The sequence below is a fragment of the Paenarthrobacter sp. CC6 genome, from assembly GCF_040560085.1.
Classification (GTDB): domain Bacteria; phylum Actinomycetota; class Actinomycetes; order Actinomycetales; family Micrococcaceae; genus Arthrobacter; species Arthrobacter nicotinovorans.
Genome location: NZ_JARDAN010000019.1, coordinates 1 through 22,339 on the forward strand (window position 1 = coordinate 1; position 22,339 = coordinate 22,339).

The 22,339-nt window shown below is 63.2% G+C and carries 24 protein-coding genes; 9 read left to right on the plus strand and 15 right to left on the minus strand.

The window, feature by feature from the left end; all coding sequences use genetic code 11:
* Window positions 1–92 precede the first annotated feature (92 nt).
* The gene (locus PV760_RS17025) at window positions 93–1,412 is read right to left on the minus strand and encodes a BNR-4 repeat-containing protein (RefSeq protein ID WP_193590703.1); all 1,320 of its coding nucleotides are present in this window, start codon (window positions 1,410–1,412) and stop codon (window positions 93–95) included.
* A 136-nt stretch (window positions 1,413–1,548) separates the two neighbouring features.
* Between PV760_RS17025 and PV760_RS17030 the strand changes: the two genes are divergently transcribed.
* On the plus strand, window positions 1,549–2,328 hold the full coding sequence (locus PV760_RS17030) for an SDR family NAD(P)-dependent oxidoreductase (RefSeq protein WP_354628302.1): 780 nt from the start codon (window positions 1,549–1,551) through the stop codon (window positions 2,326–2,328).
* Here the strand turns inward: PV760_RS17030 and PV760_RS17035 are convergent.
* Together PV760_RS17035 and PV760_RS17040 are read right to left on the minus strand one after the other, a co-directional pair.
* Entirely contained in the window at window positions 2,325–2,879 is a 555-nt protein-coding gene (locus PV760_RS17035; RefSeq protein ID WP_354628303.1) for a TOPRIM nucleotidyl transferase/hydrolase domain-containing protein, read from the minus strand. The two genes, PV760_RS17030 and PV760_RS17035, sit on opposite strands and share 4 nt — an antisense overlap.
* Before the next feature lie 44 nt (window positions 2,880–2,923).
* Entirely contained in the window at window positions 2,924–3,994 is a 1,071-nt protein-coding gene (locus PV760_RS17040) for an FUSC family protein (RefSeq protein WP_354628341.1), read from the minus strand.
* Between the two features lie 122 nt (window positions 3,995–4,116).
* On the opposite strand from PV760_RS17040, the gene PV760_RS17045 reads away from it, so the two are divergent.
* Complete coding sequence (locus tag PV760_RS17045; RefSeq protein WP_039239308.1) at window positions 4,117–4,581, plus strand: SRPBCC family protein; 465 nt, start codon at window positions 4,117–4,119, stop codon at window positions 4,579–4,581.
* Window positions 4,578–5,093, plus strand: coding sequence for a GNAT family N-acetyltransferase (locus PV760_RS17050; RefSeq protein ID WP_354628304.1), 516 nt, complete (start codon window positions 4,578–4,580; stop codon window positions 5,091–5,093). The genes PV760_RS17045 and PV760_RS17050 overlap by 4 nt, the downstream gene beginning before the upstream one ends.
* Here the strand turns inward: PV760_RS17050 and PV760_RS17055 are convergent, their stop codons facing one another.
* Genes PV760_RS17055 through PV760_RS17065 form a run of 3 tightly spaced genes read right to left on the minus strand, consistent with a single transcriptional unit; the run spans window position 5,094 to window position 7,100 of the window.
* Window positions 5,094–5,513, minus strand: a complete 420-nt coding sequence (locus tag PV760_RS17055) for a VOC family protein (protein WP_079582378.1) — start codon at window positions 5,511–5,513, stop codon at window positions 5,094–5,096.
* A 9-nt stretch (window positions 5,514–5,522) separates the two neighbouring features.
* The gene (locus PV760_RS17060; protein WP_055977253.1) at window positions 5,523–6,146 is read right to left on the minus strand and encodes an FMN-binding negative transcriptional regulator; all 624 of its coding nucleotides are present in this window, start codon (window positions 6,144–6,146) and stop codon (window positions 5,523–5,525) included.
* 21 nt (window positions 6,147–6,167) lie between these two features.
* Window positions 6,168–7,100 (minus strand): DMT family transporter, encoded by a 933-nt coding sequence (locus PV760_RS17065; RefSeq protein ID WP_055977256.1) that lies wholly within the window; start codon window positions 7,098–7,100, stop codon window positions 6,168–6,170.
* On the opposite strand from PV760_RS17065, the gene PV760_RS17070 reads away from it, so the two are divergent.
* Window positions 7,099–8,514, plus strand: a complete 1,416-nt coding sequence (locus tag PV760_RS17070) for an aminotransferase-like domain-containing protein (protein ID WP_354628305.1) — start codon at window positions 7,099–7,101, stop codon at window positions 8,512–8,514. The two genes, PV760_RS17065 and PV760_RS17070, sit on opposite strands and share 2 nt — an antisense overlap.
* Window positions 8,515–8,641: 127 nt before the next feature.
* Here the strand turns inward: PV760_RS17070 and PV760_RS17075 are convergent, their stop codons facing one another.
* Window positions 8,642–10,276 (minus strand): MFS transporter, encoded by a 1,635-nt coding sequence (locus tag PV760_RS17075; protein WP_018778952.1) that lies wholly within the window; start codon window positions 10,274–10,276, stop codon window positions 8,642–8,644.
* Between the two features lie 278 nt (window positions 10,277–10,554).
* On the minus strand, window positions 10,555–11,358 hold the full coding sequence (locus PV760_RS17080) for a putative protein N(5)-glutamine methyltransferase (protein WP_354628306.1): 804 nt from the start codon (window positions 11,356–11,358) through the stop codon (window positions 10,555–10,557).
* 237 nt (window positions 11,359–11,595) lie between these two features.
* Here PV760_RS17080 and PV760_RS17085 point away from each other — a divergent pair, with 237 nt between their 5' ends.
* Both PV760_RS17085 and PV760_RS17090 read left to right on the plus strand, forming a co-directional pair.
* A complete protein-coding gene (locus tag PV760_RS17085; RefSeq protein WP_039239315.1) occupies window positions 11,596–11,796 on the plus strand; it encodes a hypothetical protein in 201 nt (66 codons plus the stop codon).
* A gap of 34 nt (window positions 11,797–11,830) precedes the next feature.
* The gene (locus PV760_RS17090; protein WP_018778949.1) at window positions 11,831–12,091 is read left to right on the plus strand and encodes a hypothetical protein; all 261 of its coding nucleotides are present in this window, start codon (window positions 11,831–11,833) and stop codon (window positions 12,089–12,091) included.
* A 70-nt stretch (window positions 12,092–12,161) separates the two neighbouring features.
* On the opposite strand, the gene PV760_RS17095 is transcribed toward PV760_RS17090, so the two are convergent.
* Entirely contained in the window at window positions 12,162–14,732 is a 2,571-nt protein-coding gene (locus PV760_RS17095; RefSeq protein WP_354628307.1) for an ATP-dependent DNA ligase, read from the minus strand.
* A gap of 38 nt (window positions 14,733–14,770) precedes the next feature.
* On the opposite strand from PV760_RS17095, the gene ku reads away from it, so the two are divergent.
* Complete coding sequence (gene ku, locus PV760_RS17100; RefSeq protein WP_026267323.1) at window positions 14,771–15,637, plus strand: non-homologous end joining protein Ku; 867 nt, start codon at window positions 14,771–14,773, stop codon at window positions 15,635–15,637.
* Between the two features lie 88 nt (window positions 15,638–15,725).
* On the opposite strand, the gene PV760_RS17105 is transcribed toward ku, so the two are convergent.
* The 4 genes from PV760_RS17105 to PV760_RS17120 are packed head-to-tail and all read right to left on the minus strand — an operon-like array spanning window position 15,726 to window position 20,072.
* Entirely contained in the window at window positions 15,726–16,562 is an 837-nt protein-coding gene (locus PV760_RS17105) for a carbohydrate ABC transporter permease (RefSeq protein ID WP_039239318.1), read from the minus strand.
* A complete protein-coding gene (locus tag PV760_RS17110; RefSeq protein WP_354628308.1) occupies window positions 16,559–17,530 on the minus strand; it encodes a carbohydrate ABC transporter permease in 972 nt (323 codons plus the stop codon). Before PV760_RS17110 ends, PV760_RS17105 begins: the two co-directional genes overlap by 4 nt.
* A gap of 6 nt (window positions 17,531–17,536) precedes the next feature.
* A complete protein-coding gene (locus PV760_RS17115) occupies window positions 17,537–18,832 on the minus strand; it encodes an ABC transporter substrate-binding protein (protein WP_026267322.1) in 1,296 nt (431 codons plus the stop codon).
* A 58-nt stretch (window positions 18,833–18,890) separates the two neighbouring features.
* Window positions 18,891–20,072, minus strand: coding sequence for an aminotransferase class V-fold PLP-dependent enzyme (locus PV760_RS17120; protein ID WP_354628310.1), 1,182 nt, complete (start codon window positions 20,070–20,072; stop codon window positions 18,891–18,893).
* 280 nt (window positions 20,073–20,352) lie between these two features.
* Between PV760_RS17120 and PV760_RS17125 the strand changes: the two genes are divergently transcribed.
* Window positions 20,353–21,039, plus strand: coding sequence for a FadR/GntR family transcriptional regulator (locus tag PV760_RS17125; RefSeq protein WP_018778942.1), 687 nt, complete (start codon window positions 20,353–20,355; stop codon window positions 21,037–21,039).
* A 43-nt stretch (window positions 21,040–21,082) separates the two neighbouring features.
* Here the strand turns inward: PV760_RS17125 and PV760_RS17130 are convergent, their stop codons facing one another.
* Entirely contained in the window at window positions 21,083–21,349 is a 267-nt protein-coding gene (locus PV760_RS17130; RefSeq protein WP_055977300.1) for a DUF7218 family protein, read from the minus strand.
* Between the two features lie 69 nt (window positions 21,350–21,418).
* Window positions 21,419–21,931: a DUF6328 family protein gene (locus tag PV760_RS17135; RefSeq protein WP_018778940.1), complete on the minus strand. Its 513-nt coding sequence runs from the start codon at window positions 21,929–21,931 to the stop codon at window positions 21,419–21,421.
* A 115-nt stretch (window positions 21,932–22,046) separates the two neighbouring features.
* Between PV760_RS17135 and PV760_RS17140 the strand changes: the two genes are divergently transcribed.
* Entirely contained in the window at window positions 22,047–22,268 is a 222-nt protein-coding gene (locus tag PV760_RS17140) for a hypothetical protein (RefSeq protein WP_018778939.1), read from the plus strand.
* Window positions 22,269–22,339: the final 71 nt, after the last annotated feature.

A 22,339-nucleotide genomic window follows, 5' to 3' on the forward strand; every position in this document is an offset into this window, starting at 1 on the left:
AGACCCCAGCCAACCGGCTAAACCAGCTGCTACAAGCGGCCTAACCCCCAGCGTTGCTCCCACCAATTGACTTTGCCTCGCAGACATTGGTATTAAGTGTCACCTCGGCGGACAACAACCTCTGTTTCGTACGCCTGCGAGGACTTCATTGATCCTCGGAACCAACACACCGCATGCACCGCCGGATCACCGGGCACCACCATGGGCCTGAGGTTGTCCACGATGGACCCCTCGGTGATTGCCTTCCACCGCCAGCTGGCCCCGGAATCAGCCGTGGTGCCCCGGTAGATCTCGTAATGCGGTGTGGCCGAGCCTGTCCGCGGATCCACGGGTGTGGAGATGTACACGCTGTCCAGGTTGTTGGGATCCACGGCGCCCAGCCCTGTGTAGTCCTGCTCGTGCGGCAGCAAGCCGGGACCGGCGACGGCGAGTGGATGCAGCTTCCAGCCCGCGCCATCAAAGCGCGCGTACAGCAGGCGGTGATCGTCGACGTCGAGCATTTGCTCCCGCCGCAGCGGACCGTTCACGTCGTTGGCCCGGCAAGTGACGATCGCGGCGAGTTCCGTGCCCTGCCTGCGAAGGTCGGTAGTCCAGCCGTGGGTGAGGGTATCGCCGTCGAGCGTTGACCCGGCCTCGAAAACGGTGGTGAGGGAGGTCTGGTTGATGCCGGCCGCTCCGATCACGGGTTTGCTGACCACGTTGCCTTCGGCGTCGTGGAGCGCATCGCTTTGGATGTAGCCGTGGTAAATGCTGTTGTTGAAGTCGCGCGGGTGGTGGTCCGTGGTGATGAGGTCGATACGGTCAATGCCATTGGAGACGTACCGCGTGTACCCGTTGACGTAGCCAATCTTGGGGCGCGTGAAGAGTTTACCGCCGTAGTTCCAGGTGCTGCCGTCGTCGTCGGAGACCATCAGGGTGGGGTCGTCGTTGATGGCGCGGACAAAGTTGTAGACCCGATTCTCCGCCGTTAGAGCGTGAAGGTTGGAGTACGTCGCGCCGCGGCCATTGGCCAGCTCTGTCCAATCGAACTGCTGCTCAGGCTCCCACTCGGAAGCATCGTGCGGGCGAACGGAAATCCGCCACCGTGAGTAATTGTCCGTTTTGTGCTTGGCGTACATGGCCACATATCGCCCGTCCGGACGGATCAGGAGTGCCGGGGCGTTGTGGTCATCCGACTCCAGGCGTTCATGGAGAACGTTGATTTTTCGCTCGCCCGTTGCCAGGTCCAGGACCGTGATCTCGATGTTCCCTCCGCGGTCCAGCCCTCCCGGTCCCTCCGGGGAAGCGACTGACCCGAGCAGCAGGGTGTTGTTGGTGGGATCGATCAGTGCCCGCTCATCCTGGAACCAGCACCAAGCCCCATTGTTGTTGAGGACTAGTGGCTCTTGCGGGGATGGGGCGTGGTTGTCCATGGGAATCCTTTGCGGCGTTGCATCGTTTCAAAAGCCATCCTACGCACCGAGATGACAGATAGTGGCAATCCAACTCGCGGGCATTGTCATCAAGTGCCCTCTCGGCGAGGGCTGAAGCGGAGACTAGTCTGGGCGCATGACCAATCGAGCCAATGAACTCACCGCACTTGTTACTGGAGCAACTGCCGGGCTCGGTGCCGAGTTCGCCCGTCAGCTCGCCGAGTCGGGACACCACCTGGTCCTGGTGGCAAGGGACGAGCAGCGGTTGAAGGAAAAAGCCGCGGAGCTTGAACGCGACTTCAGCATCCTGGCAGAGGTGCTGCCCGCGGACCTGACCACCGACGTCGGCGTTTCGGCTGTGGCGGACCGCCTCCGGGACGCTGCGAGGCCGGTGGATGTGCTGATCAACAACGCCGGGGTGGGGCTCTTGAAGTCGTTCGAGGACAACGAATTGGCCGAGGAACGCCGCCATTTGAGGCTGCACGTCCAAACGCCCATGGAACTGTGCCATGCCGCGCTGGAAGTGATGCTGGCCCGCGGCAAGGGCCGGATCATCAATGTGGCCAGTGTTGCCGCCTTCGCCAACCGAGGCACCTACTCCGCAGCCAAGGCATGGCAGGTGACGTTCAGCCGTTGGGCCAACACCACGTACGCCAAGTCCGGGGTGTTGGTCACCGCCGTCTGCCCGGGCTTCACCCACACCGAATTCCACGACCGCATGGGCATGGACAAATCGGTGGCCCCCCGCTTCCTGTGGCTCACCGCGGAGCGTGTGGTGCGGGAAGGCCTGGAGGACAACGCAAAGGGGAAGGGCGTTTCCATCCCCACCAAACGGTACAAAGTGGTCAGCTTCTTCGCTCGCGTTCTTCCGGCAAAGCTGACCGCCGGACCACCGCGCCGGCCGCTGGAGCCCTAACTCCCGTTCGCCAACGCGTCGACAAGCCGCGCGAGTGGATCCGGAGCTTGGCCCGCTGGCAGGGCTGCCACCAACAGGGGCGCGTAGCGGATCTTGTTCCCGCTGCGTCCACCAAAGAAACGGCGTAGTTGCGACGGAACCGGTTGTCCTCGTTGCGAAGGCTGGCGTTGGAGCAGCCGGAACGACGTCAGCTCACCCTGGGCGTCGATGACACCGAGCACGGCATCAATGCCGAGGCAGCGTATGAGTTCGTCCTCAAGATCAGCACGGCAAACCTGGAATCCGAGTTCGTCCAAGGGGCCCGCGCCGAGTCCGGCCCGGCCCAGCGCGCGGGCAACGCCACGGGACTCGCCCTCGTCGCACAGCCCAAGGAGCCGGTGGTTTGCGCCGGCCGGGCCGTAAATATCGAGGTAACGGACAATGCTGGTGGCGCCTCCCATGGGGACCACCGATACATGCGCCGCGTCCAGGTCATATCCGCGACGGCGCGCGAGCATCTCGACCGCGAGCCGGTCGCTTTCGCCTTCGACCAGGACAGTCGTCGCCTGCATTGAACCAGTATGCCGCAGGCAGCTGAAGACGGGGCCCGTGGATGTCAGGCCGGGAGTGCCTTGGTGCGCGGCTTCCGCACGAACACCGCCACCGAGATTCCGACCACTGCACCTATGAACGTCTCAATGGCGCGTTCCATCACCAGCACACCCGGGTCCATCGGAGCCGCAAGCTGCGCGATCAGCAGGACTACCGGCGTGAAGAACACCATCGCCCAGCCGTAATGCCGGGCCATGAACAGCTCCGTGGGGAACTGGCAGAGCATCACCACGACGGCCAGGACCAGGGCGGAATGGCCGGGGAAGTACTGCAGTGGCGACAACGGACCAGGGAAGAGGACGACGGCGACCACCGCCAAGCCGAGGAACGTCCCCACAATGCGGTGGATGCCCCGGTGGACGCGGCTTGGGAGGTCGGCACCGGCCAGCGGCACTGCGGCTGCAGCCATGGCCCAGTGCGGGTGGCCGCTGCCGCTCAGAACACCGATGGCGCCGGCCGCGCTCACCGCCAAGGAGTAGCGCGCGGCATGGACCAGGGCTGCATGGCGAAGCGCGCCCCGGAGGGCAGGGGCTTCCCGCGCAGCACCGGCCACCCAGGTGCGGCGCCGGAACCAGCCGGCGAAACCGACCACCAAGGAGAAGGCAGCCGAGGCAGCTCCGATGAGTACCGCCGTCGTGAAGGGCACGCTGGTGGGGACGGAAGCGCAGGCGCCCAACGCGAGGATGCCAAAGAACGGTCCGATCGGTTTGAGGCGGACGCGGTCCGAGTACAGGGACCCGGCACCGGCAAACAGGGTAGCCACCAGCACCAGCCACCACGAATGGATGTGGTTCACGGACAGGAAAACGCCGATCGTAAGTCCGCCCACCAGGATCAACGCGGCCTGTGCCTGGTGCTTGAGCCGGAGTTGGTGGGGCTCGTTGCGGCCGTACATCCCCGTGAGCGCACCGAAAACTGCGTACAGCATGAGGTCGGGGCGGCCGACGAGGATCAGGAAGAGCCCAGGCAGCGCAACGCTCAGGGCGACCCTTACGGCGGAAAGACGATCGTTGTTCGCCCGGCCAAGACGGTGGAGTTCGCGGGCGTGCATCAGAAGCGCGGGCACAGGGAACACCACCAATCATTCAGGGTTTGCTTTCGAAATTATCAGGGCTGTCCGTACGCCGCCATAAGCCCGGTCACAACCCGTAGTGAACCGGGGCATGCCGAACCGGGAACGTCTGGGAAGATCGAGGTATGCCTGTCGCTTTCGTTTGCCGCACCCGCTCCAGCATGTCGCCGCAGGAGCTGTTCGACCTGTCACGGAACATAGACGCCCACGTGGGGTCGATGACCAAGAGTCGTGAGAAAGCCATCGCCGGGGTGACGTCCGGGTTGATCTCGGAAGGCGAGACCGTCACCTGGCAGGCCTGGCACCTGGGAGTCCGGTTCCGCATGACCAGCCGCATCGTGCGGATGGAGGCTCCGGCGTCGTTCTCTGACGAACAGGTGAAGGGCCCCTTCAAGTACCTCCGCCACACGCATGAGTTCCGGCCCGAGGGCAGCGGGACACTGATGGTGGACACGATCGAATTCGCGGCGCCGTTCGGACCGCTGGGCCGGCTGGCGGAAAAGCTGGTCCTCGCCCGGTACATGCAGAACCTCATTGAAGAACGTAATAAATTCCTGGTGGCTCCTCCCGCGCTGGACGCACGGCAATGATCCGGCTGGCCCACTCGGACGACCTGCAGATGATGCAGGACATCGAGCGCGCCGCGGGGGAGACTTTCCGGCAGCTCGGCATGGACCAGATCGCGGACGACGAGCCTTTTCCCGTGGAAACGTTGGGCGCCTACGCGGCAGCCGGACGTGCTTGGGTGCACGTCGACGGACTCGACTATCCGGTGGCGTACTTGCTGGCCGACGTCGTCGATGGAAACGGCCACGTGGAGCAGGTCAGCGTCCACCCCGACTACGCACATCAGGGCATCGGCCACGAACTGCTGCACGCCGCGCGGATCTGGACGCGCGGCCACGGCATGCAACGGCAAACATTGAGCACGTTCCGGGATGTGCCCTGGAACGCTCCGTACTATCGTCGGCTTGGTTTTGAAGTGCTCGACGCCGGCAGCTGGGGTCCGGAGCTCACGCACCTCATGGAACACGAGGCACAGTTGGGGCTGACCCGTTGGCCGCGTGTGGCGATGTGGCGTCCTGCTGTTCCTCCGGTGTAATTATTCAGCTACGAGTTCAACCTCGTAGCTGTCGGTGTTGAGCAGGTAGGCGGCGTAGTGGTCCGGACCGCCGGCATGCGGATACTTGGACTCGAACATCTCGTACCAGCCCGCGTCCGCACCGAGCGACCGGATCCTGTCCACGTTCTCCCGCGTGCCTGCGTGAAAGGCCACGTGGTTGACCCCGGGATCGGTCCGGCGGTGGGCCGTACCCGTGATGGCATCGGTCTGTTCCACCACCACGTACGTCCCGCCGAGCTTCCAACTGCACCCGGTGGGCCACTGCTGGAACGGCTCGTAGCCGAGCTGGCCCAGGAGCCAACCCCACTCTTCCCTGGCGCGTTCAAGGAACGGCACCCAGATTTCCAGATGGTGGATCGAGCCGACAGACCCCGGGGATTGGGCAGTTTCCTCACGCATGCGCCGAGTCTACGAGGTCCGCGCCCGTTCCACATCCGCCGCGCTCGCCGCGTCGCCGGAGGCACGGAGCCCGGCAATCACGCCGTCAACATCCGCTGGAGTACGGTTCTGGCTGAGTTTGGTCTTCGCCTCCACCCGGGTAATCACAAGTTCGACGCCGACAATCGCCCTCAGTTGTCCGGCAATGAACCGCTCGGGTGCTTCATCCACCGTCCACGGCCGGGGCATGCCGGCCTCGTGCTGCCCGGAGAGGCGACGGACATGCCGGCCCAGCCATTCGGCGTCGTCATGAACAACAAGCTCACCGTAGACGTGCGCTGTGGAGTAGTTCCAGGTTGGCACCACACGGCCGTGCTCGGCCTTCGACGCGTACCACGAGGGCGAAATGTACGCGTCCGCGCCTTGGACGATCATCAGGGCTTCACCGGTAACGGGGGAGGACCATTGGGTGTTGTTCCGGGCCATGTGGGCCTGCAGCGCCCCGTGCTCACCGACCGCCGGCTCGTACACGAAGGGCAGGAGGGTGGCGAGCAGCCCGTGCGGCGTCATGGTGACAAGGTTGGCGGCCCCGCCGTGGTTGAGCAGATTGGCCATGGCCTCATCGGATGCCGCGAAATGCGCTGGGGTGTACATGTTTTCTTCCTTTCAGTGCGTTCAGGATTTCGACGGCGGGTTGAGCCTTACGCGGACAGCGGCTCCCGCGCATAGGACCACCGCCAGTCCACCCACAACGGTGGTCCACGTCATCGGCTCGCCCAGCAACAGCCCGGCCCACGCGATGCTCATGACGGGTTGGACCAGTTGGATCTGGCTGACCTGGGCCATGGGACCGATCGCGAGTCCGTGGTACCAGGCGAAGAAGCCCAGGAACATGCTCACGACCCCCAGGTAGGCGAAACACAACCACTGGACGGGTGACGCGGCCGGCATTCCGGAACCCAGCGAGACCAGTGTCAGCACGATCATGACGGGGGAGGCCACCACCAATGCCCAGGAGATGGTCTGCCAGGCGCCCAATTCACGGGCCAGCAGTCCGCCCTCCGCGTAGCCGATGGCTGCAGCCAGGACAGCACCGAGCAGCAGGAGATCAGCCCAGTGCAGGGAGCCGAATCCGCCGGACTGGACCAGGGCGAAAACCAAGGCGGCTACGACACCTACTGCCGTGAGGATCCAGAACAATGGACGGGGGCGTTCCCGGCCGCGGATCACCGCTATCGTGGCGGTGGCGGCGGGCAGTAGCGCGATCACGACAGCACCGTGGCTTGCGGAGGTGCTGGTGAGGGCGAAGGTCGTCAGCAAGGGGAAACCTGCCACGATCCCGCCCGCTACTACGGCCAAGCGGAACCATTGACGGCCGCGGGGGAAGCGTTGACGGGTCAAGCCCAGTGCCAGCGCGGCAAGGAGGGCCGCAACCACTGCCCTTCCAGCTCCGATGAAGAGAGGAGACATGCCCTCTACAGCCACGCGGGTCAGCGGGACCGTGAAGGAAAATGCCAGGACGCCGAGGAGCCCCCACCAGATGCCGGTCGAGGTCTTGGTGGATATCACTGGCCGCGAAAGTGTAGTAGCGCTACTATTGTGACTCATGAACAACGATAGCAGTTCCCGGATCGTCTCGCGAGTAAAAGAGTGGATCGCCGGAGCCGCTCCGGGAGCAAAACTGCCATCTACCAGGCAACTCGTCGCGGAGTACCAGGCGAGCCCCGTAACGGTGCAAAAGGCGCTGCGAAACCTCACTGCGCAAGGCCTGATCGAGAGCCGGCCGGGCGTGGGGACGTTCGTTCGCGCCTACCGCACGGCCAGGCCCTCCGACTACGGCTGGCAGACAGCCGCCCTGCGATCGGCCCAAACGGCCAGGCCACTGAACTCCGCCGCCATGCGCAGCGCCTCCAACGACGTCATCGCTTTCCATTCCGGCTATCCCGCTCGGGAACTCCTGCCGGAGCGGCAGGTCCGCGCCGCGCTGACCCGCGCAGCCCGGGGCGATGCCGCGTTGTCGCGGCCCCCTGCGCAGGGTTTTCCGGAACTCCAATCCTGGTTCGCGCAGGAGCTCGGTACCTCAACGCCGGTGGGCGTCACGCCTCCCCAGCCGAGCGACGTCGTCATTCTTCCCGGGAGCCAAAGCGGACTGAGTTCGATTTTCCGCGGCCTGGTTGGCCACGGGCAGCCGCTGCTGGTGGAGTCGCCAAGCTACTGGGGAGCGCTGCTTGCCGCCGGGCAGGCGGGCGTGAACGTCATTCCTGTCCCCAGCGGCCCGGAGGGGCCGGACCCGGACGAACTGGACAGGGCGTTCGAGGAATCCGGGGCGAGGCTCTTCTATGCCCAGCCCAACTTCGCCAATCCCACGGGCGCCCAGTGGTCCGCGGAGCGCGGCGAGGAAGTGCTGCGGATCGTTCAGCGCCACGGGGCTTTCCTTGTGGAGGACGACTGGGCCCACGATTTTGGCATCACGGCGCCGTCGGTGCCCGTCGCGGCAAAGGACGACTCCGGGCACGTCGTCTACATCCGCTCCCTGACCAAAAGCGTCTCGCCATCCATCCGGGTGGCTGCGATCATCGCCCGCGGCCCCGCCCGTGAACGGATCATGGGCGCCCAGGCTGCCGAGTCGATGTACGTCAGCGGGCTGCTGCAGGCGGCAGCGCTCGACGTCGTCACCCAGCCCGCGTGGCAAACGCACCTTCGCGGGCTCAGTCATCAGCTGCAGTCGCGGCGCGACCTCCTGGTCACCAGCCTCCGCGAGCACGTACCGCAGGCGCACCTGAGCCACCTTCCCAAGGGCGGTTTGAACCTGTGGCTGCGGATGCCGGACGGGTTCGACGTCGAGCAGCTCACCAAGGATTGCGAAGCGGCCGGCGTCCTGATTGCGGCCGGGACCGAGTGGTTCCCGGCAGAACCGGAAGGCCCCTACATCCGGCTCAACTACGCCGGTCCGAATCCCGGTCGATTCCCTGAGGGGGCACGGATTATCGGCGAGGCAGTGGCTGCACAATCGGGGCTTTAACAGCCGCAGCCACCAACCTCAAGGAGAGCGCCTTGGGGCTGGTGGCTGCGGTGGGCGGCAGCTGCCGCGAACTATCCGTGACGCTTGGAGTGAGCGTCGCTATGCAGAAGTTGCAGGCAAAGGGGGCCTACGCGGGGGTCAGGTCCGACTTGCCTTTACCAAACACGGCATCATCGATCGGCTGGCCGTCGAACGGCATCTCGTCCAGGTTGATGAGCGGGTTGGTGTCCTGCGTGGCGACGAGCTCGCGTGCTTCAGCCTGGGTGTCCACGCTGGGCATGGAACCCGGCAGCGGGCGCTGGGCCGATTCGCGCAGGAAGTAGATGGCGATGGCGCCCACAATGGATGTGGCCATCAGGTAGTACGCCGGCATCATGTCATCGCCCGTGCCTTCGATCAGGCCCTGCACGATGAACGGTGTGGTTCCACCGAAGATCGCAACCGAGAAGTTGTAAGCGATGCCCATTCCGCCGTAACGGCTGGACGTCGGGAACAAGGCCGGCAGTGCCGAGGCCAGGTTGGCGATGTAGAACGTCACCGGGAAGGCGATCAGCGCAAGGCCGGCCAGCGTGGACCAGATCTCGCCGATTCCGATCAGTAGGAACGCGGGGACGGAGAACACGATGGTGCTGCCTGCGCCAACCCACAGGACCGGGCGGCGTCCGATGCGGTCGGACAACTTACCGGTCAGCGGGATGCAAACAGCCATGATCACCAGGACCGGGATGGTCAGCAAGGTGCCGTGCACGGGGTCGTAGCCCTTGGAGTCAGTGAGGTACGTGGGCATGTAGGACGTCAGTGCGTAGCCAACCGTGTTTGCGGCGGCCGCGAGGATCATGGCCAGCACGATCTGGCGCCAGTAGGCCTTGACGATGCCGATGGGGCCCTTGGCGACTGCGGCGTCCTGCGAAGCTGCGTCCTTGGCGGAAGCCTCCTGCGCGTCCAGGGTTGCCTGGAACTGGGGGGACTCTTCGATCTTGCTACGGAAGTACACCGCGATGAGGCCCAGAGGACCAGCAATTAGGAACGGAATCCTCCAACCCCACTCCTCCATGGCGGCCTGTCCCAGCGTGAGCTGCAGGACCGAAACCAGGGCGGCGCCGAGGGCGAAGCCGATGTAGCTGCCCATATCAAGGAAGCTGGCGAAGTAGCCGCGGCGCTTGTCCGGGGCGTACTCGCTGACGAAGGTTGTGGCACCGGCGTACTCGCCACCGGTGGAGAAGCCCTGGATGAGCTTCAGGATCACCAGCAACGCGGCGGCCCAGATGCCGATCTGCGCGTAGCCGGGAAGGAGGCCGACGGCGAACGTACTTGCCGCCATCAGCATCAGTGTTGCTGCGAGGACCTTCTGGCGGCCCACCTTGTCGCCGAGCCAACCGAACACGACGCCGCCGAGGGGGCGGGCGATGAAGGTTGCGGCGAAGGTGCCCAGAAGGAAGAGTGTCTGGACGGACTTGTCTGCTTCCGGGAGGAAGACAGGGCCCATGGTTGTGATGAGGTAGCCGAAGACACCGACGTCGTACCATTCCATGGTGTTGCCGACGATGGTGCCGCCGAGTGCTTTGCGCAGCATCGGCTTATCCACCACGTTGACGTCCGATTCTTTCAATCGGCGCTTCGGGCGAAGCTTCGTTTTCTTTGCTGCGGTCTTAATTGCGTTTGCTGCGTTCGTGGCGGCCGGGGTGTGGCCTGCCAATACCTGGTTCCCGGTGGCGTTCCTTGCGCCATCCGGAGAGACGGTGTTGCTTTGGTCTGTGGGCATTTGGGCTTCTCCTAGGGAGGTCATTTGCTTGCGACTTCTGCTGCCCCGCTCTGGGCAGGGTTTCAATTTTACGCGGTTCAGCCCCAAAACCCGAGTTGAGATCCTATTTTTGGCCCCTGAGAGGGTGCAAATTGCCTAGGTGTGTTGCATCTCATTACCGGCTTTTGCCCTGTAAGGACGCGGAAGTCGGGTGGTTTTTGCCCCGCGAGGCGCGTTGTTACCAAATTGTTTAGCTATGCCCACTTAACAGGGCCATTTCCGGCCCTAAAAGTGACGAATCATCCCTGGCCGGGTGCAGCCCCCACCACCAGTGTGGCATCGAGATCCTCATCCGTCACCACGTCGGCCATCAACCCCGAGGCGCTCAGGAGGGCGGCCGTTTCGACGGACTGCTGCCGCGATGTCTCGATCAGGAGCCACCCGCCCGGCGCCAACCACCCAGGCGCTTCAAGCGCCACCCGACGGTGCACATCCAAACCGTCAGCGCCGCCGTCGAGCGCCACAGCGGGCTCGTGCAGCCGCGCTTCCGGAGGCATCAGGCTGATCGACTCCGTGGGGACATAGGGAGCATTGACCAGGAGCACGTCAACCCGGCCCAGCAGCCGGCGGGGGAGCGGATCGAAGAGATCGCCTAAGTAGGCAGTGCCGCCACGAGGCTCCAGGTTGTGCCTGGCGCACGCCACCGCGGCAGGGTCGATATCCGCGGCGTGCAGTTCGCAGTCGCCCAGAATGTCGTTGAGGGCGGCACCTATCGCTCCGGACCCGCAGCAGAGATCCACGACGACGGCACGGCGCCCAACGATTGACCGACGGGCTTTGAGAGCCGCTTGTCGCACCAGGAACCCGGTGCGACGCCGGGGCACGAACACCCCCGGATCAACAGCTATCCGGGTCCCGCAGAAATCCACCCATCCGAGAATGTGCTCCAGTGGCAGTCCGGCGACGCGCAGGTCCACCATCCGGTTGAGCTCCTCCGGATGGGTGGCGGCATCGATCAGGAGACGGGCCTCGTCCTCGGCAAAAACACAACCGGCATCGCGAAGGGCAGCGACGATCGACGTAGTCCGGATCACGAGAGTCATGCTAGCCGAGGGGTTCACAAATATGGAGGATCGCGGTTAGGGTATGACGCATGGGAACACTGATTTTTGAGTAGACAGGCCCGTGCTCTGCTGTGAGCACGCCCTGCCTGACAGAAGACAAAAATCCACGCCTGTTGAGGCTTGCCTCCATGCCGTTCCCGTTGTCGACGCCTTTTCTCGAACCGAACGCCACGGGATACGTGTCTCTTCAGGACTCACTTACTTCCAGGAGTCCATATGACTGCCAACCCGACAGATAACAACAAAACCCCCGCTGCCGGCGGTATCAAATCCAAGCTGACCGACGCCCAAAGGGCGATGCTGGCCAGTAAGTCCGGCGGTGGCGCACCGGCCGGCTGGCAAAGCACCGGTAAGGGGCACAAACCCACGGCCGCGAGCGGTAAGCAGGCCAAGACCGAGAAAAAGGTCCGCTGGTAAGTCCAGCGGACAGGCGCACTGGAAAGGAAGAACCATGACTGCGAATCACAATACTGAGAGCATCGATCCTGAGGTTGCAAGCCACTTGGTGGAGTCCATGGACATGGCTCCCATGCCCGAGCCAACAACCATTGCCGTGGCCTTGGGTGCGGACCCAAGCAAGCAGTGGCCTGACGGAAACGGCAAACGCCGCCACCCGAAGGAACGCGACCAGGCCCACGGACGCATGGGCCAGGGAGCAGCCGTGACGGCGATCCACCGGACCAGCCGCCCGCAGATGCCACACTCCTCCTAGCCGCACCAAGCAGCACGGCCAGCCCAACCGGGGGGGACAGCAAACGTCGTATTGACCCGTCAGTACAGCGTTATCGATCCCCCTGGTTGGGCTGGCTGACGTCTGAGGGGGACTTGTCCGGACGCCAGCCCCGCCACACCGGATGACGAAGCCTGCCAGGGCCTGTCCAGTTGCCGAAAGTCACCTCGGCCACCAGCATCGGCTTCACCCAGTGCGCTCCGGCCGCGTCCTCCCTCGGAATGTCTTTGAACGGGGAGTCATCCACCATCAAGGGCTCCAACTGCTCCATGATGTCCCGCAGCTGCCAGTCCTTGAACCCCGTGCCCACCCTTCCCACGTAGTGCAAGGTGTCGCCGTCGGGAATGCCCAGCAGCAACGCCCCGAAAGTTCCGCTTCGGGCGCCTGCGCCGGGCCGCCAGCCGCCCACCACCACTTCCTGGCTCTGCTCCAGCTTGAGCTTGATCCACGAAGCACTGCGGCGGCCGGCCACATAGCGGCTGTCGGCTTTCTTGGCCATCACGCCCTCCAGGCCCAGATCCGCGGCGCTGGTCATGAGGTCGTCGACGTCGTGATCCAACACGGCGGAAACGTGAACCGGGCAGCCGCCGGGCATGCGTTCGGCGAACGCGTCCAGCCTGTCGCGACGCTCGACGAAAGGCAGCCCGCTCAAGTCCGCGCCGGCGTCGTACAGCAAATCAAAGAGCATGAGCTGTACCGGCACCGAGACCCGGGCACGCTCGATGTCGGCCGTTTTGACCAGGTTCATACGGAGCTGCAGCCGGCCGAAATCCGGCCTGGACCCCTTGCCGAGGGCCACGATTTCGCCGTCCGCCACGAAGTCACCTTCGGGCCAGCACGCGCGGTCCGTCAGTTCAGGGTAGGCCGCCGTGAGGTCGTTCCCATTGCGGCTCATCAGGCGGATCCGGCCCTCGGATCCGGTGATGATGGCCCGGATACCGTCCCACTTGAGCTCATACAGCCAGTTGTCGCCGCGAAGATCAGCGGTGGTCCCGGACGTGGCGAGCATCGGAGCGTAGTCGCGCAAAGGCTGTGGTTCCTGCTTGGGCTCGGGCGCTGACTCCGGTTCCGGCGGGGCCTGGCGCTGCGCTGCGGGCGCGGTTGCGGCGGCCCGCCTGGCGCCCGGCTGTTCTTTCATCAGGTGGATCAGCCAGCGGTCGCCCGTATTGATCAGGGCCAGGCGTTTGGTGCCGCCTAGTCCACCACCCGGCTCGCCCGTGAGCGTCGCGATGACTTCCTTGCCCTCGCGCCACTTCTCGCACGTGAACTCGCCGCGGTCCCAAATGGTCATGGTTCCCGCCCCGTACTCGCCCTTCGGAATGACCCCGGCGAACGTTGCGTACTCCATGGGGTGGTCCTCGGTGTGCACGGCCAGATTGTTCCGCTCGGACGTTTCCGGGACACCGCGGGGCAGCGCCCAGGAAGCCAGGACGCCGTTGTGCTCCAGGCGCAGGTCAAGATGGTAGCGGCGGGCGTGGTGCTCCTGGATCACGAAGATTCCGCCGGCCGGCGCAGGATCGCCCGGCTTGGGCTGCGCGGAGGGAGCAGGGCCCTGCGACACCGCAGAAGCAGCCGCCGACGACGGAAACGGCTCCGGGGTTTTGCCCGGATCGCGCATCCCGACGTATTTGGCGAGACGATTCCCGACCGTTACCCCGCGCTCGCGGCCACCGCCCGACACAGCGGACGCGCCGGCGTCGTCATTGTCGTCCTCGCTATGCGGCGGCAAGTGCCGGTCCGAAATGGGCGCGAAGTGGTCCTTGCCCGAACTGACCCGTTCCATCACTTCCGTGTAGTCCAACTGGTCAAGGGAAGGAGAGGCCAGCTCCTGCCACGTCCGGGGAGCCGCCACCGTTGGTTGGGCTCTGCCACGCAAGGAGTACGGCACGATCGTTGTCTTGTTCCCGCTGTTCTGGCTCCAGTCCACCAGGACCTTGCCCTTGCGCAGGGACTTCTTCATATCGCTGACCACGAGGTCAGGGTGATCGGCTTCCAGGGCGCGCGCGAGCTCATGGGCGAACGCGGACACTTGCTCGGATTTCAACGTGCCGTCGAGCCCTGTATAGAGATGGATGCCTTTGCTTCCGCTGGTGACGGGGACAGGTTCCATGCCCATGTCCTGCAGGATGGAACGGGCCAGGGTGGCCACTTCCACGCACTCGGGCAGTCCGGCGCCGGGACCGGGGTCCAGATCCAGGACGAAGCGGTCCGGCCTGAGGGGCTTGCCCGCAGCATCCACCTGCCATTGCGGAACGTGGATTTCCAGGGACGCGATCTGGGCCATCCACGTGAGCGTGGCCAGGTTGTTCACCATCGGATAGACGTTGGTGTGGTCCGAATGCTGGATGGCGGCCCGGGGGATCCAGCGTGGCGCTGAGTCCTCCAGGTTCTTCTGGAAGAACACCTCACCGGGATGTTCGGCCGTGCCCACGCCGTTGACCCAGCGTTTGCGCGTGACGGGCCGGTTGGCCGCGGCGGGGATGAGGAAGGGGGCCACGGTGGCGTAGTACTCAAGGACCTCAGCCTTGGTGGTCCCGGTTTCCGGGTAAATGATTTTGCCCAGGTTGGTGAGGGTGAGTTCGTGGCCTTCCACGGTCACCCGCTCCTGCTGCTTGCCTGCCACCTCTTCTCCTCCGCTGTGTTGTGCTGTTGACTGGGTGCATGAGGGCTATATGGAAGGGATCTATCGCGTTCGGTCTGGTCAACGTACCAGTGAAGCTCTACAGTGCCACGGAGGATCACGACATTGGCCTGCACCAAGTCCACAATAAGGACGGCGGACGCATCAGGTACCAGCGTAAATGCGAAATTTGCAGCGAAGTCGTAGCTTACGAGGACATCGACAAGGCCTACGAGGAAGAGGGCCGCACCGTGGTCCTCACCGCCGCCGAGTTGAAGTCCCTGCCGGAGGAGAACAGCCGCGAAATAGAGGTGGTGGAGTTCATCCCCGCCGAGCAGCTGGACCCGATCATGTACGAGCGCAGCTATTTCCTGGAGCCTGATTCCAAATCGCCCAAGGCCTACATGCTGCTGCGGCAGACGCTGGAGGACACGGACAGGATCGCGATCGTCCAGTATGCGCTGCGCCAAAAGACCCGGTTGGGGGCCCTTCGCGTGCGTGGAGACGTGCTGCTGCTGCAGGCGCTCCTATGGGGTGACGAAGTCCGCGAAGCCAAGTTCCCGTCCTTGGAAACAGACATCAAGATTTCCGACAAGGAACTGGAAATGTCCTCCGCACTGGTGGAATCCATGGCCCACGACTTCGACCCGGATGAATACACCGACGACTACCAAGCCCAGTTGAAGACACTCATCGAAGCCAAGCTCGAAAAGGGTGAGGCCCTGGACACGGAGGCCACCTTCGGCAACGTCGAAGGCGAAGGAGAAGGCGGCGACGTCATCGACCTCATGGAGGCCTTGAAACGCAGCCTCGACAAGAAACGCGGCAAGGAAAAAGCGTCCGACGACGACGCTGCCGCCAGCAAAACTGCCGGCAAGCCAAAGGCACGGGCGAAGAAAAAGGCGTGAGTCCGGCGTCGGGCATTTAATCGCTTGATACGCAATTGGGTAGCAGCGCCGGAAGGTACCGGCGCTGCTTTCCTCTTGCGTGCCTGGCTCAGCCCTTGACTGAGCCCGCAGTGAGACCCTGGACAATGAACTTGCTGGCGAACGCGAAAATCACCAGCGTGGGTACCACTGTCAAAACCGCGGCAGCGGACATGGAACCCCAGTCAATGTTGAAGCTGGAGATAAAGCCGGCCAACGCCGTCGGGATGGTCTTGTTGCTGTCGCTGTTCATGAGTGTCACGGACAGGAACAACTCGTTCCAGCAGTTGACGAAGTTGAAGACGAAACTTGCCGCAATGCCCGGAAGCATCACCGGAACGATCACCCTGAAGAGCGCGCTCAGCCTCGAACAGCCATCAATCATGGCGGCCTCTTCCAAAGCGTCGGGGACGTTCTCGAAGAAGCCGCGGAGCATGATGGTGCAGAACGGGATGCAGATGGCGATGTAGATCAGGATCAGGCCGGTCTTGGAATCCACCAGCCCGAAGTCGGTCATCATCAGGTACAGCGGGCCCAATGCAATGAACCCGGGAATCATCTGCGTGATGAGGAACGCGCCAAGCACAGCCCCTCGTCCGGAGAACTGGAACCTTGCCAGGACATACGCGGAGAGCAACGAGATGAGCGTGGCCACCGACGACGCCACCAGTGCTACCACCAGGCTGTTGAGCATGTACTGGCCAAAGTCGGACTTCGTGAAAAGACCGATGTAGTTGTCCAGCGACAGCTGCCGTGGCCAATAATCCAAGGGCAGCGAATAGATGGCCCCCGGCTCCTTGAGGGATGTCACCACGATCCAATACAGCGGAAAGACGGTGACGATCAGGCACAGGCCCAAAAAGACGACCTTTGAAACCCGGCCGAAGAGCGAGGGAGTGTTGATCATCGGTCTGCCTTTCGGAAACGGACAGCCATGAGGTAGAAGGCTGCAAACAGCATGAGGGTGACCATCACGATCAACCCCAGGGCGGACGCCTTTCCGTAGTCGCCCTCCTGGGTAATTTTGATCATGTACGTGGTGATGATGTGGGTCTGGTCGGCCGGTCCGCCGCCTGTCATGGCGAAGATGATGTCGGGGAAGTTGAAGATCCAGATCACCCGCAACAGGATGGTCAGCGCCAGTGTCGTCGAAATGCTTGGCAGCGTGATGCTGAAGAACGTCCGTACCTTGCCCGCACCATCCAAAGCGGCTGCCTCATACATTTCGTCGGACACCGACTGCAGCGCCACGAGGATCATGATGGCGAAGAACGTCACGCCGTACCAGATGTTGGCAATGATGATCGCTGTCATCGCGAAGCCGGGGTCGGACAGCCACGGAATAGGCGAACTGATGAGCCCCGCCTTCATCAGAAGGTCGTTGACCACCCCGAACTCCGCATTGAACATCCACCGAAACAGCATGCCGATGAGGAAACCCGACACCGCCCACGGGAAGAAGATCATGGCCTGGTACGCCCCGCGCATCCGGAACCGGCGCTTCAGGAACAGTGCCACCGCGAAGCCAATGACCACCTGCGGAACCAGGGAGCCAACAACCCACACCACCGTATTGCGGACAATCGTCCCGAACTCGGGGGCATCGAACAGGCTCTGGAAGTTCCCCAAACCTACCCAGGAGGTATCGGAAAGGTCGTTCAGGTTCCAGTTCCGGAAGGCCATCTGGCTGCCGGCAATCATGGGGTAGTACGTGAAGATCCCCACGAAGACCGCAGCCGGAGCCAGGAAAGCCAGCAGGGTCAGCGCTGTCCGGCCGCTGAACCGTCGCTTGGACGGGTTGCCCCTGCCCGGTTCCGACAGCGCGGCTTTCCGCCCGGAAGGGGGCGGTGCGGCCTGCTTGACGTCGAGAGTCACCGGAAGCTATCCCTTCATCTTTTCGGTCCAGTAACTGTCCCAACTGGACAGCAGGTCAGACGTGGACATCTGCCCCGTGAGGACGCGTTGAAGTTCACCGTCGGACTTCTTGATCCATTCAGTCCACCAGGAGACGCTGCGGGGCTGGATCGCCGAGACGTACGTATCAGGGTTCTCAGTCATCTTGACGTAGGCAGCCCATGGTCCGGTGCTGTAGAAGGTGTCCTGCGCTGCGGACTTCAGTGTGGGCACCAGGCTGTTGTCCTTGCTGAACGTAGTGGCAGCATCTCCCTGTGCCAGGTACTTGATGAGCTTGACTGCCTCGGGCTTGGACTTGGATGACTCAGCGATGCCCCAACCCGCCGAAGCCACGGGCTGGATTGCCTTGCCGCCTGGTCCTACCAGCAAGGGTGCGACGTTCCATTGGTCCTGCTTGATGGACTGTGACTCTTTGACGGTGGCAATGACTTCGGGGTCCTGGAGCAGGAAAGCCGTGGAGCCGTTGCTGAAGCCCTGCACCATTTCGGGGTAGCCCCAGGCTACCGACGACGGCGGGGAACCCTTCTTGAACAGGTCAATGTACAGATCCATGGCTTGCTGGGCCTTGGGGGAGGAGAAGATCGTCTTGCCGTTCGTCAGCTTGAAGGCGTTTTCCCGGTCGATCTCGTCTGCCACGTATGCCTCGATGATGGCGACGGCGTTGGAGTTGGCATTGGTGCCGCCACGGAAGGCGTAACCGAACTTGTTTTCGGCGGGTTTGTTAAGTGCCTCGGCCTGCTTCGCCATCTCTTCCCAACTGTTCGGAGGGCCGTCGAATCCGGCCTCCTTGACCAGGTCCGAACGGTAGAAGAGGGAAAGGCCGTAGAAACCGTACGGGATGTAGTACGTCTTGCCGTTTTGCTTCGAGTACGTGACCGCGTTGTCTGTCAGGTTGTTCCAGCCGTCCCAGCCATCGAGGTCCTTGGTCATGTCGTAGAGCCAGTTGTTGGCGCCGAAGGAACCCACTGTGATGTCACGGGCTTCCACCACATCGATGCCCTTGCCGGACTGGAGCATCTGCTGGATCTTCTGGTCCGCCTGATCGGTGGGAGGCGAAATGAGCTCCACCTTGATGTCGGGATTGGCCTGCTCGAAGCCGGAAATGAGCTTCTTCAGGGTTTCCGTCCGGGTGGGGTTCGTCAGGCTTTCCACCATCTTCAAGGTGACCTTGCCATCGGCCGCTGACTGGCCGCCTCCACACCCGGCAAGTGCAAGAACTGCCGCCAGGCCTGCTGCCGCAGACGCCATAATTCTGGATTTCACGTGGGTCCTCCGTTGATTGGTTAAGTGATTGCACCGGCTGAGCGGGTGCGGGTGGGGTCTAGAGGGAACGGGCAAGCCCGACGAGTTCCGGGACTGCCTTTTCCGCGAATATCTCGTAGTCCTTGGGGGAGTTGTACAAATGCGCCGAAAGCCGCAGGAAACCTTGTCCGTTGAACGTGGTGATGGCAGTTTCGATGTCCAGGTGGTCTGAGATGTAGCCGCGGACCGCGTGGGAATCCTCGTGGGTAGTGGCGAGCCCCTCCGGCAGGCGGATCAGGCGCAGGGGTCCCACCGGCATGCCGACGTCCACTGCCGGGTTCTGCCCTGTGGCACTGGCAAATGCCTCGCTGATCAGTGATTGGCCATAGTCGCACAACTCCTTGGCGTAGCTGCGGAAAGCTGCCCAGCCGTATCGCTCCTCTATGGTGTCGAAGGCGGTCCGGGCCGCCATCCACGAGGTCACGTCCTGGGTTCCCACGTGGTCGAAGTTCTCCGGGAAGCTGTACGGGAACCCCCACGAATCGATCAACGGTTCCAGTGCCTGTGCTTCTGGTCCGCGCGCCACCAACGCTGCAGTACCTCGTGGCGCACAAGCGAATTTGTGCAGGTTACCAACCCAAAAGCCCTCAAAATCGGGGACCGGGAACTCCAGAACTCCCGGAGCGTGGGCGGCATCCACCAGCACAGGTACACCCAGGCGGGAAGCCGCGCGGGCGATTCCCTCAACGGGGAAGGCCCGGGCAGTTGCGGAGGTGATGTGGTCCACCACGATCAGAGCTGTCCTGGGCGTTACTTCCGCCATGACCAGGGCGCAAACTGCCTCCGCATCCGCCTCGAGGGGTATCTCTGCGATCCGGACCTGGCCGCCGCACCTGCGGGCTACCCGCTCTGCGCCCTGCAGCACCGCTCCGTAGGCGTGGTTGGTGGTCACGATTTCGGCGCCGGGAGCGAAGTCCAGTGAGTTGTAGACGGCACTGACGCCCGCGCTGGCGTTGTGGACCAGCGCCACGTGTTGCGGATCGACCCTGAGGAACTCTGCAATCTCCCGTCGCGCCGTGGCTACCAGCTCGAATTGGCCCATGAACCACGGACAGGGGTTCTGGTCCATAAGCTTCTTGAGCTTCAACTGATGTGCCTGGGCAGCGCGGGGAACGGACCCATATGAACCGTGGTTGAGGTGGACCTTGGACGGTGTAAGGCTCCAGTCGGCCATTGCGGGCTGGCCCTCGGGGGTCAACATCGGGCGGGGGACTGTGAGGGGTGCTGGGAACACGGCGTCCTTCGTCGGAGGAATGGGTCAACGCTCTGTAAGTTACATCACAGCTTTGACCAAGACAACGGACAATCCAAAATAGTCATAAGATGACTCTGTCGTTTTCTGGTGATATTTCTGCCTCATCAGCCCATGTTTGAGTCTAAAGGTACGATGTCTTGAACAGAAGGCATGACAATGCCCTCACTCAGCTGCCCGGACGCCCCGGTGCGGTAGCGTGATACCGGAATCTGGAGGAGGCGACGTATTGGGTGCTGTCGAAACGGCGATGCAGGGCCTGAGGAACAAAATTGCCTCGGGTGAACTCGCGGCTGGTCAGAAATGTCCTCCGGAAGCGGAGTTGGCGGCGCAGCTGGGCGTATCGCGGAGTTCCCTCAGGGAGGCAGTGAGGGCGATGTCGGCACTGGGCGTCATGGAATCCAGGCATGGCTCGGGAACGTACGTCTCGTCCCTGGAGCCCACGGTGATCCTTCAGAACTTCGCCCTGCTGGTGGACCTGTTGCCGTTGGACGGTCTGCTGGAACTCTTCGAGATCCGCCGTCTCATGGAATCCCATGCCGCTGCGGCGGCGGCTGCCAATGCCACTCCTGAAGTCCTGGCGAAGTTGACCGCGCTTGTAGAGAGCATGGAGGCCACGGTCGACCCCGGCGAATACTCCGAGCTGGATTCAGAGTTCCATGAGGAAATCTGCCGTGCGGGCGGCAACTCGACGCTGAATGCGCTGGTCAGGCTTTTCCGCTCCCGAGGCGGGCATTTCCACATTTTCGACGGCGAGGACGGCGCGGCCGTGCGCAGGGACAGCACTGCAGGCCATAGTGCGATCGTGGCTGCGATCGCCCGGCGTGATCCCACCATGGCGGCGACAGCGACGGCCGCACATATCGCTCAGACGGAGACCTGGCTCAGGAAACTAAGGCCGGAGCCCCGGCTCTGACGTTGCCATGGCCGGGGCGGGGGACGAGTTAGTGGTTCCGGGGTCAGTGGTTCCGCAGCATTGAAATGAGTTCGGACTTCTTCTTGTCCGAGTAACCCTTCAGGCCGAGTTCTTTGGCGCGGGCTTTCAGTTTGTCGACGGTCCAATCGTCATAGTCCCCTGATTTGCCTCCCTTACGGCCCACGTCCTTGCGTCCCCGGGCTGCCGCTGCGTTGGAGATCCGGGCTGCTTTTTCCTTGGAGGCTCCGTCGTCGCGCAGTTCCTCGTAGAGTTCAGGGTCTTTGATGCTTGGGTTCTTCTTTTCCGGCATGTTCAGGTTCCTTTCCCTGAGTTTGTGGTCATGTGATACTTCGGAGTTCGTGGCAGCTTCCAGGGCGACTCACTCCTCCTTGTTGTGTCCGTTGCTGCTCATTCCCCGGCGGTAGAGCCACAGGGGCATGCCGACCACCAGCAACAGCAACGTCAGGACGATGAAGCCGCCGGCCACAATGCCTGCGGTCCTTCCAGCTGTGAAATCGAAGACCAGCGTGGCGGACCCTACGATCAGTAGTGCGACGCCTCCCAAGGCCCATTTGGTGACAATGTCGGCGCTGGAGACGAGTGTGGCCTTGAGCCCGCGGCGGAAGAGTCGCCGATGAACGCTGACCGGAATGACGATGAGCACTGTAGTGAGGGCAGCCACCATCACGTTGAACAGGTAAAGGCCGCGCTGCCAGTCGTCCAGTTCCCCGAATCGTGACTGGAACGGCAGTGTCAACAGGAAGCCACCCAGGATCTGGACGCCCGTTTGCAATACCCGCAGCTCCTGGATGAGTTCCATCCAGTTGCGGTCCATGCGTTCTTCAGTGGACTCGTTCCTGCCGATTCTGGGAACTTGTTCCTGTTCTGCCATTCGCATGCCTCCGCAGCTGTGTGGTGGACGCCGGGGATGTGCCGGACTACGGTCGGACTGTCAGCATTCCTCGAACTCTTATCGGGGCCTCAACGGATTTCCAAGGAGGAAGAAAATGAGTCAGGACGAGCACCGCGTGGACCCGGACAGCGAGCCCGGCGGCTACGGTACGCCGACTCCCGAACAGGAGATGCCCGGCAGCGGCGACGGGCGCGAAACGCCGGAGCGGCCGGCTGAAGGAGTTCCCGAAGTGCCGGGTGACGAGTTCCCCACGCCCAAGGATCCGGATGCTGCGCCGCCGTCAGAGGCTACAGGGCAGGAGCCTGAGGGAGGGTAAGGGCGCCTGAGGGCCGTCCCTGCGTGCAAATGATGGGCGCAGGTACAGCCCTCGTTGACCTGTCGGAAGTC

What these genes read in the sequence shown, in the direction of transcription:
- PV760_RS17025 (WP_193590703.1), bottom strand. Translation starts at nt 1,412, where the DNA reads ATGGACAACCACGCCCCATCCCCGCAAGAGCCACTAGTCCTCAACAAC.
- PV760_RS17030 (WP_354628302.1), top strand. Translation starts at nt 1,549, where the DNA reads ATGACCAATCGAGCCAATGAACTCACCGCACTTGTTACTGGAGCAACT.
- PV760_RS17035 (WP_354628303.1), bottom strand. Translation starts at nt 2,879, where the DNA reads ATGCAGGCGACGACTGTCCTGGTCGAAGGCGAAAGCGACCGGCTCGCG.
- PV760_RS17045 (WP_039239308.1), top strand. Translation starts at nt 4,117, where the DNA reads ATGCCTGTCGCTTTCGTTTGCCGCACCCGCTCCAGCATGTCGCCGCAG.
- PV760_RS17050 (WP_354628304.1), top strand. Translation starts at nt 4,578, where the DNA reads ATGATCCGGCTGGCCCACTCGGACGACCTGCAGATGATGCAGGACATC.
- PV760_RS17055 (WP_079582378.1), bottom strand. Translation starts at nt 5,513, where the DNA reads ATGCGTGAGGAAACTGCCCAATCCCCGGGGTCTGTCGGCTCGATCCAC.
- PV760_RS17060 (WP_055977253.1), bottom strand. Translation starts at nt 6,146, where the DNA reads ATGTACACCCCAGCGCATTTCGCGGCATCCGATGAGGCCATGGCCAAT.
- PV760_RS17070 (WP_354628305.1), top strand. Translation starts at nt 7,099, where the DNA reads ATGAACAACGATAGCAGTTCCCGGATCGTCTCGCGAGTAAAAGAGTGG.
- PV760_RS17065 (WP_055977256.1), bottom strand. Translation starts at nt 7,100, where the DNA reads ATGAGTCACAATAGTAGCGCTACTACACTTTCGCGGCCAGTGATATCC.
- PV760_RS17075 (WP_018778952.1), bottom strand. Translation starts at nt 10,276, where the DNA reads ATGCCCACAGACCAAAGCAACACCGTCTCTCCGGATGGCGCAAGGAAC.
- PV760_RS17080 (WP_354628306.1), bottom strand. Translation starts at nt 11,358, where the DNA reads ATGACTCTCGTGATCCGGACTACGTCGATCGTCGCTGCCCTTCGCGAT.
- PV760_RS17085 (WP_039239315.1), top strand. Translation starts at nt 11,596, where the DNA reads ATGACTGCCAACCCGACAGATAACAACAAAACCCCCGCTGCCGGCGGT.
- PV760_RS17090 (WP_018778949.1), top strand. Translation starts at nt 11,831, where the DNA reads ATGACTGCGAATCACAATACTGAGAGCATCGATCCTGAGGTTGCAAGC.
- ku (WP_026267323.1), top strand. Translation starts at nt 14,771, where the DNA reads ATGAGGGCTATATGGAAGGGATCTATCGCGTTCGGTCTGGTCAACGTA.
- PV760_RS17105 (WP_039239318.1), bottom strand. Translation starts at nt 16,562, where the DNA reads ATGATCAACACTCCCTCGCTCTTCGGCCGGGTTTCAAAGGTCGTCTTT.
- PV760_RS17120 (WP_354628310.1), bottom strand. Translation starts at nt 20,072, where the DNA reads ATGTTGACCCCCGAGGGCCAGCCCGCAATGGCCGACTGGAGCCTTACA.
- PV760_RS17130 (WP_055977300.1), bottom strand. Translation starts at nt 21,349, where the DNA reads ATGCCGGAAAAGAAGAACCCAAGCATCAAAGACCCTGAACTCTACGAG.
- PV760_RS17135 (WP_018778940.1), bottom strand. Translation starts at nt 21,931, where the DNA reads ATGGCAGAACAGGAACAAGTTCCCAGAATCGGCAGGAACGAGTCCACT.
- PV760_RS17140 (WP_018778939.1), top strand. Translation starts at nt 22,047, where the DNA reads ATGAGTCAGGACGAGCACCGCGTGGACCCGGACAGCGAGCCCGGCGGC.